The organism is Acinetobacter sp. D009 (genome assembly GCF_038562025.1).
GTDB classification, from domain to species: Bacteria; Pseudomonadota; Gammaproteobacteria; order Pseudomonadales; family Moraxellaceae; genus Acinetobacter; species Acinetobacter pittii.
The window spans coordinates 853,625-867,501 of the sequence record NZ_CP151886.1; the positions used below are offsets into that span (position 1 = coordinate 853,625).

General features: G+C 37.5%; 5 protein-coding genes. 4 read left to right on the forward strand and 1 reads right to left on the reverse strand.

The annotated features are described in order from the left end of the window. The first annotated feature begins 100 nt into the window (after window positions 1–100). From blp1 to groL, 3 genes are all read left to right on the forward strand, one after another. The gene (gene blp1 / locus AAC388_RS04070; protein ID WP_342371227.1) at window positions 101–10,003 is read left to right on the forward strand and encodes a biofilm-associated Ig-like repeat protein Blp1; all 9,903 of its coding nucleotides are present in this window, start codon (window positions 101–103) and stop codon (window positions 10,001–10,003) included. A 240-nt stretch (window positions 10,004–10,243) separates the two neighbouring features. Next, window positions 10,244–10,534, forward strand: coding sequence for a co-chaperone GroES (locus AAC388_RS04075; RefSeq protein WP_002120604.1), 291 nt, complete (start codon window positions 10,244–10,246; stop codon window positions 10,532–10,534). 58 nt (window positions 10,535–10,592) lie between these two features. Next, window positions 10,593–12,227, forward strand: coding sequence for a chaperonin GroEL (gene groL, locus AAC388_RS04080; protein ID WP_002120607.1), 1,635 nt, complete (start codon window positions 10,593–10,595; stop codon window positions 12,225–12,227). Between the two features lie 174 nt (window positions 12,228–12,401). Here the strand turns inward: groL and AAC388_RS04085 are convergent, their stop codons facing one another. Beyond that, window positions 12,402–12,776, reverse strand: a complete 375-nt coding sequence (locus tag AAC388_RS04085; RefSeq protein ID WP_002118962.1) for a diacylglycerol kinase — start codon at window positions 12,774–12,776, stop codon at window positions 12,402–12,404. 106 nt (window positions 12,777–12,882) lie between these two features. Here AAC388_RS04085 and AAC388_RS04090 point away from each other — a divergent pair, with 106 nt between their 5' ends. Beyond that, window positions 12,883–13,845, forward strand: coding sequence for an MBL fold metallo-hydrolase (locus tag AAC388_RS04090; RefSeq protein ID WP_342371228.1), 963 nt, complete (start codon window positions 12,883–12,885; stop codon window positions 13,843–13,845). Window positions 13,846–13,877 lie beyond the last annotated feature (32 nt).

Consider the following 13,877-nt stretch of genomic DNA (forward strand, 5'->3'; position numbering starts at 1 on the left):
AGTGTTTTATGATAGTTAATAATATTTAATTAAAATGAGTATCTATTTATCTTAATATTTTAGAATAACTTAATAATATTTAAAATTTCATGGTGGAAAAATGGTACAAGTATCATTAATGGCAAATAATGCTTCAAAAAATAATACAGTTGATATTAATGTAGGCCAGACAAGAAATATTGTAGTAAATCCTAAAGAAGTCGCAAAAATCGATATAAATCCAGAAAAAATTTCTTCAATAACAAGAGAAGGAAACAGTGCAATTGTTCATCTAAAAGATGGAACTGAAATTGTTTTAGAAAACTATTTTATTAGCGAAAACCCGCAAATTCTTTTAAATGAAGGGCAGAATTATTGGGCTGCTAATCTGGGAGAAGATGCTAGCGGACAGACCACTGTTAATTATTTAGAATTAAAAGATACGCCAAAGCTTATTGATAGTTCATCTTCTGTGCCCCTCTGGTCGTGGGTAGTCAGCGCTTTAGCAGGAGCAGGAACAATTGCTTTATTGTCTCGGAACGATTCTAAAGATACGACGCCTCCTGAGCCAGGTACTTTGAATCTAAAAAATCTTTTGGATTCAGGTTCTTATACAATAGACCAGATCACTCAAGATAAAAACTTCACTTTAAAGATTGAGGGACAGGAAAGTGGCAGCCGAGTAACGTATTTGGTCTCTACCGATGATGGTAGGACTTGGCAAGAAACAACAGTAACTCAAAAAGATTTAACCGATGGTGTTTATCTCTACAAAGCTGTAGTAACGGACCGAGCGGGAAATGCATCGGAAACTGCTATACAAAAAGTCGTTGTAGATACTACCGCACCACAAGCAGGTGAACTGATTTTATCCGATTTGACTGATACAGGTGTTTCAGCAACCGATCAAATTACGCAAGATAAAAACTTCAATTTAAAGCTTGAAGGACAGGAAAGTGGCAGCCGAGTAACGTATTTAGTTTCTATCGATGATGGAAAAACTTGGCAGGAAACAACAGTTGCTCAAAAAGATTTGACTGATGGTATTTATCAATTTAAAGCTGTAATAACCGACGTTGCGGGAAATACATCAGAAACCGCTATACAAAAAGTTGTTGTCGATACAACAGCACCGCAAGCAGGCGAACTGACTTTATCTGCTTTGGCTGATACGGGCATTTCGGCAACCGATCAGATTACGCAAGATAAAACTTTTGATTTAAAGATTAGCGGACAAGAAGTAAATAGCCAAATCACTTACTGGATATCTAAAGATGAAGGAAAGACATGGCAGGAAACAACAGTTGCTCAAAAAGATTTGACTGATGGTATTTATCAATTTAAAGCTGTAATAACCGACGTTGCGGGAAATAAATCAGAAACCGCTATACAAAAAGTCGTTGTGGATACAACAGCGCCGCAAGCAGGTGAACTGAGTTTATCTGATTTAAGTGATACAGGTGTTTCGGCAACCGATCAGATTACGCAAGATAAAATTTTTGATTTAAAGATTAGCGGACAAGAAGTAAATAGCCAAATCACTTATTGGATATCGAAAGATGATGGAAAGACGTGGCAGGAAACAACAGTAGCTCAAAAAGATTTAACCGATGGTGTTTACCAATATAAAGCTATAGTTACAGATATTGCAGGTAATACATCAGAAACCGCTATACAAAAAGTCGTTGTAGATACTACCGCACCACAAGCAGGTGAACTAACTTTATCTGATTTGAGTGATACAGGTGTTTCAGCAACCGATCAAATTACGCAAGATAATAATTTTACTTTGAAGCTAGCTCAACCGATTGTAATCGGAGAGCAAGCTGCTTTATTAGACCACTATGAAGTCTCTACCGATGAAGGAAAAACTTGGCAGGAGACAACAGCTGAACAAAAAGATTTAGCTGATGGTAGTTATCTCTATAAAGCCGTAGTAACGGATCTTGCAGGCAACACATCAGAAACTGGTGTGGAAAAGGTAATTATAGATAATTCTTTAAATATTGAATCAACTACAGTAACTGTAAAGTCGATTACTGAAGACAATACAATAAGCCTAGCTGAAAAAGATCAAGTTATTTCTATAAGACTGGAAGTAGATAATCTACCAACAGATTTAAATAGCTCACTGACATCAGTAAATACGACTCTAAACGATGTTGTGTATAACTTTCATTTTGATGAAGTTACCCAAGAGTGGGTTACTGAAATTCCAGCAGAGTTTTTGTGGTCAGAAGAATCGCAAACCAATATATCAATTGATATTAGTCTTACTGATCAAGCTGGCAATACAGCCATTATTAAACAGACCCAAAATTATAATGTAGATCATACTCCAAATTCGCCAACTCTAGATTCACTAACTTTCAATAATATAGATGGAGCTATCATTTCAGGTAGCGCATATAAAGGAAGTAAAGTTGATATTTACAATAAAAGTGGTGATTGGCTTGCAAGTACCATAACTAATGACGAAGGTAAATTTACTTTACAAGACCTTTCAATTAACTCAAATCAAGAAGTTTATGCTGTCGCTACTTATAATGGATACAGCAGTGAAAATTCGTCAATTGGCCAAGTTACTGAAGTTCCTGCAATTAGTATTACAAGAATTAGTCCAGAAGGTGTGATCACTGGTTATGCGACCGAAGGCAGTCATTTTATTGTAAAAGATCAGAATGGAAATATTCTGCAAGAGTTTAACTCCATTGCATTTGAGGGTTCAGGTATTACGCCTTTTAATGCAATGGCATTAGGTGAAGTCAGACCATTTACTTTGTCTCTCGACCAACCTTTGGAGGAAGGTACTCAAATTATTATTTCTACAGATAAAGATAATATTTCAGGCCATCCACAATATATTACTGCAGACTATACGCCCGCAGTATTTTTAGAAACTCCACAGTTTGATATCAGTGGTGAAACTTTATCAGTACATGTTAATGAGCCGAACAGCTTTATTCGTGCATTTTCTGGAGAGGGCAATTTAATTGCTACAGGTTTTACCGATGAACAAGGCTTTGCAAGTTTACAGGTGTTCCAATTTTTAAAAGAAGGTGAATCGGTTACCGTACAAGTAGTAGATAAAAATCAAAATACGAGTGAAGCCCTAATCGAAGTTCCAAACTTTGCTTATATTCCATATGTTGAACGTATTACACAAGAAGGCTTAATTTCTGGGTTTGCTGAAGATAATAGTACAGTAATCGTGCGTGATGCTGACGGTAATGAATTAGGAAAGGTTACATTAGGTGATGACAATAGTTGGAATGAATTTAGTCATTTTAGCTTGAGTGTAAACCGACCTTTAATTGATGGAGAGCAAATTTCCGTTCAAATTATTGATAATAAAGGGTTGATGAGTCCTGAGCAGAATATCATTGTAGATCTGACTCCTCCACCTGTTCCAACAGATTTAAATTTCAATGATGCTGGTGATTTAGTTTATGGCCATGCAGAACCTTTCTCTGAAATTTTAGTTAAAGATGGGCAAGGAAACATTCTTAATAAATGGTTCTGGAATAACTGGACTGATGAGAGTGGAAGTTTTTCGATAGAACTAGGTATGTTTTTAACTAATGCTGAGACGGTTTATGTCACGGCTACCGATGTGAATGGAAATGTAAGTTTAGCAGCGCAGATACAGGCGCCTAATTATGCTTTTGCCCCCCATGTAGATAGCTTTACTTCGGACGGAGTGATAAGTGGACAAGCTGAAAATAATAGTACTCTTATTGTTAAAGATGCCAAAGGTGAAGTCGTAGCTGAAATTAAAGTCGGTGAAGATAACGGTTGGAATGGATCAAGTTATTTTAAACTCCAGCTTGACCGCCCTCTTGTTAATGGTGAGCAGTTTTTCTTATCAATTAAGGATGCTCGTGGGCAAGTAAGCACCGATACTGTAATTACCGCTGATACGGTTGCTCCTACACCAGCCAGCAATTTAGTTTTCTCAGAAGATGGTTCATATCTTACAGGCGTAGCAGAACTGAATACTACGATTCAGGTTTTTGATCATAATGGTCAGCTCGTGAATATATGGAATAACACCATAAACTCAGATGGTACATTTACTATTTTCTTAGGTAGCAATAATTTACATGGAGAGGCATTCACGGTCACAGTTAAAGACCAAGCTGGAAATGTGAGTGAAGCTGTTTCAATAAATGCTCCACTTGATGATATTGCACCGGATCCAATTAAAAATATTTTACTTGATGCAAACGGTCAAAACTTTACAGCACAAGCAGAAGCAAATAGTCAGATTGAAGTTTTTGATTCATTAGGTAATCAGACGGGTTGGGGCTCTACAGATAGTGCTGGTAATGTCTCAGGCTTTTTCAATCAAATCTATTTACATGGTGAAGAGCTTACTTTTGTTGTCATAGATCGAGTTGGTAACCGTAGTATCGAATTTAAGCAAAATGCTTTAATTGATACCATTGCACCAAATCCGATTGCAAATATCATCTTCAACGAAGATGGCCAAAGCTTTACAGCTCAGGCAGAAGCTGGAAGCTCTATTGAAATATTAGATCAGGCTGGAAATAAGATTACTACTAGTTATACCGATAGTTTAGGTAATGTATTTGGTTATTTCCCGCAAGTTTACTTACATGGTGAGGAACTTACTTTTGTTGTAGTTGACCGAGCGGGTAACCGTAGTGCAGAGGTCAAGCAGAGTGCTTTAACTGATGATATCGCACCAAATCCGATTGAAAATATTGCATTAGATATCAATGGACAGAGCTTTACAGCTCAGGCTGAAGCAAATAGTCAGATTGAAATTAAAAATACCAATGGTGACATTATTGGTTATGGATCAGCAGATAGCACAGGCAATGTTTCTGGTTACTTGTATCAGGTCTATTTACATGGCGAAGAGCTTACTTTTGTTGTCGTTGACCGAGCGGGTAACCGTAGTACAGAAGTTAAGCAGAATGCTTTGATTGATGAGATTGCACCAAATCCAATTGAAAATATTGTATTCGACTCAAACGGACAGAACTTTACGGCGCAAGCAGAAGCAAACACTCAAATTGAAGTCAAAAATGCAATGGGTGAGGCCATAGGTTCAGGTTATGTAGATGGTGCTGGTAATGTGTCAGGTTATTTATATCAAGTCTATTTACATGGAGAAGAACTCACTTTTGTTGTCGTTGACCGAGCTGGTAACCGTAGTACAGAAGTTAAGCAAAACGCTTTAACTGATGATATTGCACCAAATCCAATTGAAAATATTGTACTTGATGCGAACGGACAGTACTTTACAGCTCAGGCAGAAGCAAACACTCAAATTGAAGTCAAAAATGCTGCTGGTGAAGTCATAGGATCTGGCTCAACCGATAGCATGGGGAATGTTTCAGGTTACTTCTATCAGGTCTATTTACATGGTGAAGAACTCACTTTTGTTGTAGTTGACAAAGCGGGGAACCGCAGTACAGAGGTCAAGCAGAATGCCTTGATTGATGACATTGCTCCGAATGTGATTGAAAACATTATCTTTAATGAAAATGGTCAAAACTTTACGGCGCAAGCAGAAGCAAATAGCAAAGTTGAAGTTAAAAATACTGTGGGTGAGGTTGTAGGTTTTGGTTATGTGGATGGTGCTGGTAATGTCTCGGGTTACTTGAATCAAGTTTATTTAAAAGGTGAGGAGCTCACTTTTGTTGTGATTGATCAAGCCGGCAATCGCAGCGTTGAAGTAAAACAAACAGCCTTTCTTGATAATACCGCACCGGAAAATGCGACTAATTTAATATTTAGCGAAGATGGTTCATATCTAACTGGTATGGCAGAGCCAAATGCTACGATTCAAATATTTGATCAGAATGGTCAATTATTAAATCTTTGGAATAATAATGTTAATTGGGATGGAACATTTAACATCTCTTTAGACAGTAACTACTTGCATGGTGAAGAGTTTAAAGTGGTTGTAGTAGATCGAGCAGGTAATATGAGTAGTGGGGTTACTGTAAAAGCACCGCTTGATGATATTGCTCCCGCGGCTGCAAGTAATCTTACATTCAATGAAGATGGTTCGTCCCTTTCTGGTGTGGCTGAGCCGAATACCTTCATCCAGATTTTTGATCAAAATGGTCAGCAGATGAATACGTGGGATTATAGTGTAAACGCTGATGGTACATTCACTATTTCTTTCGGTACTTACAATTTACATGGTGAAGAGTTCACAGTCACTGTTAAAGACCGAGCTGGAAATGTGAGTGAAGCTGTTTCAGTTAAGGCTCCATTTGATGATATTGCGCCAAATCCGATTAAAAATATTGTACTTGATACGAACGGTCAAAACTTTACAGCACAAGCGGAAGCAAATAGTCGGATAGAAATCACAAATGCTGCTGGTGAATCTATAGGATATGGTTATGCAGATAGCACTGGTAATGTGACAGGTTACTTCTATCAAGTGTATTTACATGGAGAAGAATTAACATTCGTTGTTATAGACCGAGTAGGTAACCGCAGTATCAAACTTAAGTTAAATGCTTTAGTGGATACCATTACGCCAGATCCGATTGAAAACATCATCTTTGACGAAAATGGGCAAAATTTTACGGCACAAGCAGAAGCCAATAGTTTTATTGGTGTCAAAAATGCTGCGGGTGAGTTTGTCGGTTATGGTTATGTCGATAGCACTGGTAATGTGTCAGGTCACTTCAATCAGGTTTATTTAAAAGGTGAGGAACTCACTTTTATTGTTATAGATAAAGCAGGTAATCAAAGTATTGAATTTAAGCAAAATGCTTTAACTGATGATATTGCACCAAATCCGATTGAAAACATCGTCTTAAATGAAAATGGTCAAAACTTTACAGCGCAAGCAGAAGCCGATAGCCGAATCGAAGTTAAAAATACTGCGGGTGAGGTCGTAGGTTCTGGTTATGTAGATAGTATTGGTAATGTGTCAGGTTCTTTTAATCAAGTCTATTTACATGGAGAAGAGCTTACTTTTGTTGTAGTTGACCGAGCAGGTAACCGCAGTACAGAGGTCAAGCAGAATGCTTTGATTGATGATATTGCGCCAAATCAAATTGAGAATATTGTTTTTGATGTAAATGGTCAGTACTTTACGGGGCGTGCTGAAGCAGATACTCGAATTGAAGTACTAGATCAATTTGGCAACCGCGCTGGTTGGGGATATGTTGATAGCCAAGGTAACGTGATAGGTTATTTCAATCAGGTTTATTTACATGGAGAGGAATTAACTTTCATCGTTGTAGATATAGCTGGTAACCGAAGTGTTGAAGTTAAGCAAAATGCTTTAATTGATGATGACGCACCGCCAGCTGCAGCAAATATTACATTAACCTCAGACGGATTGCTTTTTGGTGAGGCGGAGCCAAACTCAACTGTTGAAATTATTGATCAATATGGTGCAGTAATCACAACAACTTATGTTGGATATGATGGAAAATTTTATCAATGGATTAATCTGAGTCAATACCAGACACAAAATTTGAGTATTGTTGTCAAAGATATTGCAGGTAACCGAAGCGAAGTTGCTCATCAGTTAGTACCTGTATTTTCGAATTCACCAATTGCTGCAACAGAGCTAAAACTGGATATAGATGGCCATATTCTGACAGGTAAGGCGACAGTAGGAATGTCGGTTGTTGTTACATCTACTGATGGTCAGACCATTAACGGAGGGTGGAATAATGCTGTGAATGAAGATGGTAGTTTTGCTATTCAGTTAAATGATTACTATCTACAGGGACAGACATTACAAGTTCGAGTTTATGATCAGAATACGAATCAATATAGCCTAATCTCTGAAATTATTGCGCCTTTAGACAATATTGCTCCAATAATTAATGATGTGGTAATTAACAATGATGGTTATAGCATTACTGGATACACTGATTCAAAAGCAATCATTCAGGTAATGGATGCGGATGGGAATTTAAGAGCAGAATCTCAATCGGATGAATTAGGATATTTCAATGCTAGTATTTATCCACCACTATTACGTGGAGAGCAGTTATTTATCACGGCAACAGATTTAGCCAAAAATATAAGTACCCCATTTAATATTACTTTTAATGCAGATATTAATGCACCACCTTCAGCAAATCATGTTGTGGTATCTGAAAATGGTTTGTTTATTGAGGGAACTGCTTTACCAAATAGTGTGGTGCGTATTTATGATGTGTATAGTAATTATATTGGCGGTGGTTTTGTAGACGAAACAGAGCATTTTAATATCCAGTTATATTCACCTCAGGCGAATGGGCAAACTTTACGCGTTGTTGTGGAGCAAAATGGCTATCAAAGCGCTTACACCGAAATTACCGCGCCTATAGACATCGTCGCGCCAAATGCAGCAACTCAGCTTGTCTTAGAAGATGGAAATGTACTTTCAGGACAAGCGGAAGCATATTCAACAGTTAATATTTTTGATGCTAATAATAATTTAGTTGGTCAGACTACTGTCGGAAGTGAAGGTAGTTTCTTAACACAATTATGGTCACAATATTGGCATGGAGAAACATTGACGGTAAAAGTAGTTGATGCCAATCAAAATGTGAGTGTAGGTACAACGATTATTGCTACAAATGATACAACAGCACCGAAAGTGGTCACCCAGCTTGCCATAAATGAATGGGGTAATTGGCTGGTAGGGCAAGCCGAAAGTAATGCTACTGTTGAAGTCACTTATTATTTTGCTGATCAAGAACCTTCTGTAACGAGTACTACGGTCATGGCAGATGGAACTTTCTCTACTTATGTGTATGGGACTGCAACGTCATTTGACCTTACCGTTATTGATCGTGCTGGAAATCGTAGTGAAACTATCAGTAAAGCAATTAATGATTTAACTACAATCACTGTTGATCAGTTTAAAGGTGATGCTACGGATAATACGTATGTAGTTGATCATATAAGTGATTTTGTTCAAGAATATGGCGTTGCTACTGTTAATGTATTTCAGGATGTCTGGATAGATACAAGTCATTATGAGGAGCAATGGGTAGCTTCTGGTTATACTGATAATATATGGGTAGATACAAGCCATTTTGAAAATGTTTGGATTGACACAAGTTACTCCCAAGATATTTGGATTGATACAAGCTATTATCAAGATACATGGGTCGTTGATGGCGTAATAGACGTCTACATGGACTCAAATGGCATAAATTACTATTCAGATGATGGTTCGTATAATCAATATGTGAATACGTACTATGATTATAATTTAAATCAATGGCAGTCAGGATATGAACTATCAGGTCCTAATACTCTAGAGGTTGGACATCTTGAACAACAACTCGTTCAAGATGGGCACTATGAATCTCAATGGATTGAACAAGGTTATTATGAGCAACAATATGTGTTTGATGGTCATAATGAAGAGGCTTGGGTAGATACGAGTCATTACGAAAGTGTTTGGGTTCAAAGTGGTTATTCGGAAACACAAATAGTTGGGTCTGAACTTAAAGATACGGATTTTGGTGGACACGATAAAATAATTAGCTCTGTGAGTTATAGTCTGGTTGGATATTCTGATTGGTCGACAAATATAGAAAGTGGTCGTTATGTTGAAGACTTGGAGTTAGTTGGCTCTGCTCATCTAAATGCAACAGGCAATGCTTTAGATAATCTTTTAACAGGTAACTCTGGGAATAACGTTTTGAATGGGCGTGAAGGTAACGATACTTATATCACCAATGAAGGTACTGATACCATTCTGTTCCAATTGTTAAATAGCCAAGATGCGACTGGCGGAAATGGACATGACACGGTGTTAGATTTTACTTTAGGTGAAGTAGGAACCGATGCTCAAGCTGACAAAATTGATTTAAGTGAACTATTAATTGACTATTCTAAAGATGTGAGCACATTAGCGAAATTTATTAGCGTAGAACAAGATGCTGGAAACACGACTATTAGTCTTGACCGAGATGGTGAAGGTACAATGTTTAGTAGTGTGTCATTGATAACTTTAAATCAGGTAAATACAACATTAGATGAATTGTTGAATAATCAGCAACTCTTTGTTTAACATTAAAATTTATTTTTATAAAAGAGGCTATGAAAATAGCCTCTTTTATTTTGTGCTTTAAATTTAATAAAAACTCTTCACAACCTGTTAAAAAATGACCAAAAAAGATAAGTTTTTTTTCATTTTCCCCTTGAAGCCTTTTTTTTCATCCCCACAAAAGTGACATCTAAATATTTTGTTATTGCTCTGGATTAAAGCAATAACGATTAATCAAAAAGACTTAGTCTGATGGAGTTAATTATGAGCAACATTCGTCCATTACATGATCGCGTTGTAATTCGTCGCGTAGAAGAAGAAACCAAAACTGCTGGCGGTATTTTACTTCCAGGTTCTGCTGCTGAAAAACCATCTCAAGGTGAAGTAATTGCAGTAGGTAATGGTCAAATCACTGAGAATGGCGTACGTGCTTTGGATGTTAAAGTTGGTGACAAAGTATTGTTTGGTACTTATGCAGGTACAACAGTGAAAGTAAGTGGTGAAGAACTCTTAATCATGAAAGAGTCAGACATTTTAGCTGTGTTGGAAGGCTAATCAATCCATAACTCAATTCATTATCAGATTCAGTATTTAAAAAGATTCGGAGTTTAATATGTCAGCTAAAGACGTAAAATTTGGTGATTCAGCTCGCTCAAAAATGATTGCAGGCGTAAACGTACTTGCAGATGCGGTTAAAGTGACTTTAGGCCCTAAAGGTCGTAACGTAGTTATTGACCGTTCTTTCGGTGCTCCGCACATCACTAAAGACGGCGTAACTGTTGCTAAAGAAATTTCATTAAAAGACAAGTTTGAAAACATGGGTGCTCAACTTGTTCGTGAAGTTTCTAGCAAAACTAACGATATCGCTGGTGACGGTACTACAACTGCAACTGTACTTGCTCAAGCAATTTTAAATGAAGGGATCAAATCTGTAACTGCAGGCATGAACCCAATGGATTTAAAACGTGGTATCGATATCGCAGTAAAAACTGTAGTTGAAAATATCCGTTCAAATGCAAAACCTGCTGATGATTTTAAAGCGATCGAGCAAGTAGGTTCTATCTCTGCTAACTCTGATACTACTGTTGGTAAACTTATCGCTCAAGCGATGGAAAAAGTAGGTAAAGAAGGCGTAATTACTGTAGAAGAAGGTTCTGGCTTCGAAGATGCGTTAGACGTTGTAGAAGGTATGCAGTTTGACCGCGGTTATATCTCTCCGTACTTCGCAAACAAACAAGATACTTTAACTGCTGAACTTGAAAACCCGTTCATTCTTCTTGTAGACAAGAAAATCAGCAACATCCGTGAATTGATTTCTGTTTTAGAAGCAGTTGCAAAAACTGGTAAACCACTTCTTATCATCGCTGAAGATGTTGAAGGTGAAGCGCTTGCTACACTTGTTGTAAACAACATGCGCGGTATTATCAAAGTATGTGCTGTTAAAGCTCCTGGTTTCGGTGACCGTCGTAAAGCAATGCTTCAAGACATCGCAATCTTGACTGGTGCAACTGTTATTTCTGAAGAAGTTGGTATGTCTTTAGAGCAAGCAACTCTTCAAGATTTAGGTACTGCGCACAAAATCACTGTTTCTAAAGAAAACACTGTTATTGTTGATGGTGCTGGTGATGCTGCTGGTATTGCTGAGCGTGTTCAACAAATTCGTGCTCAAATTGAAGAATCTACTTCAGAATATGACCGTGAAAAATTACAAGAACGCGTTGCTAAATTAGCAGGCGGTGTTGCTGTAATTAAAATCGGTGCAGCAACTGAAGTTGAAATGAAAGAGAAGAAAGACCGTGTAGACGATGCGCTTCATGCAACTCGTGCAGCAGTTGAAGAAGGTGTTGTTGCTGGTGGTGGTGTTGCTCTAGTACGTGCGGTTAATGCATTAGATGGCTTAAAAGGCGCTAATGAAGACCAAACAGCAGGTATCAACATTTTACGTCGTGCGATCGAAGCTCCACTTCGTCAAATCGTTGCAAACGCTGGTGATGAGCCATCTGTAGTGATCAATGCAGTTAAAGGTGGTGAAGGTAACTTTGGTTACAACGCTGCAACTGGTGAATATGGCGATATGTTAGAAATGGGTATCCTTGACCCAGCTAAAGTAACTCGCTCTGCACTTGAGCATGCAGCTTCTGTTGCTGGCTTAATGTTAACTACAGAATGTATGATTACTGACATTCCTGAAGATAAACCAGCTGTTCCAGATATGGGCGGTATGGGTGGTATGGGCGGCATGATGTAATAACGCATCAACGCTTTAACCAAAAAAATCCCTGCTTATGCAGGGATTTTTTTTATTTTTCACATAATTTTAAGAAATAATTAAGTTCCATTATTTATATTAAAAACAGGAACAGCAGCTAGAAGTTCCTCTTTTGTTACAACCATGCTTATTTACTTGTAGGCATGGTTTTTTTTAGCCTAATAAAATAATTAACCATGTAATAGCAATGATAGAGAGTGCAACAAATTGGGCAGCACTTCCCATATCTTTTGCATTTTTAGAAAGCTGATGTTTTTCAAGTGAGACTCGGTCAACCACAGCCTCAATAGCCGAGTTGAATAGCTCAACGATCATTGCAAAAAGACATACAATAATCAGTAACACATGCTCACTACGGCTCACATCAAGAAAAAAACTAACCGGAATCAAAATAATATTAATCAAAACAATTTGGCGAAAAGCTGCCTCATTTTTATAAGCTGCTTTAAATCCTGAAATAGAGTAGCCCGTTGCATTTAATATGCGCTTAAGACCGCTTTTACCCTTATAGGGAGAATAGCTATTCATATACTTATATTTCTGACACTTTTCATGCATTATATAATTTGGGTCTTAAAAAATTATTAAATCTTTTTTAAAGATTTCGACTTTATAACTCAATAGAGAAGAAAAGATGAAAAAATTATGTGTAGCGTTGGGCCTTGCAATTGGAAGCATCCATGCAAGTTATGCTGAGCCAACAGCAACCCCGCAAGTACCAGGATATTATCACCATCAATTTGGAAACTACCGCGTAACTTCTTTGCTTGATGGTACGATTTATTTAAATCCTGATTTATTCAAAAACTTAAATCAGGCTCAGAAAACTAAAATCTTAACGAAATATGCTGCTGTTAATGAGAAAGGGATTCAAACCTCGGTAAATGCATTTTTAGTTGATGATGGAAAAAGCTTAACGCTTGTAGACAGTGGTGCAGCAAGTTGTTTTGGCCCGCAACTTGGCTCGATTGCAAAAAATATTGAATTGGCTGGTTATAAGCTTGCTGATGTAAAAACTGTTTTACTTACTCATCTACACCCAGACCATGTGTGCGGTATTGCTCAAAATGGAAAAGCCGTATTTTCAAATGCAACTGTATATGCACATGAGCGTGAAGCTGATTACTGGTTAAATCCAGCTTCTGAAAAAACAGTACCAGCAGACAAAAAAGAAAATTATTTGGGTACTGTTAAAAACGTAAAAACTGCTCTTGCTCCATACCAAGCAAAAAAAGCATTCAAGACATTTAAAGACGGCGATGTCATTCAAGGTTTTGAGGTAATCGATACTCGTGGTCATACACCAGGTCATCATAGCTTCCGCTTAAAAAGTAATGATCAGCAAATCATTTTTGTTGGAGACATTGTCCACTCACATTCATTGCAATTTGATGCTCCAAAAACTGGGGTAGATTTTGATGTGAATTCTGAGCAGGCGATTAATACACGTTTAAAAATGTTTGCTGAAATTTCAAATAAGCAACAATGGGTTGCCGCACCACATTTACCATTTCCGGGCATTGGCCATGTTTATAAAGTAAATGCTGAGCAATATCAGTGGATCCCACTTTATTTTGATAATGTTGTAGAGAAATAAAAAAACAGGGCATTTATTGCCCTGTTTTTTGT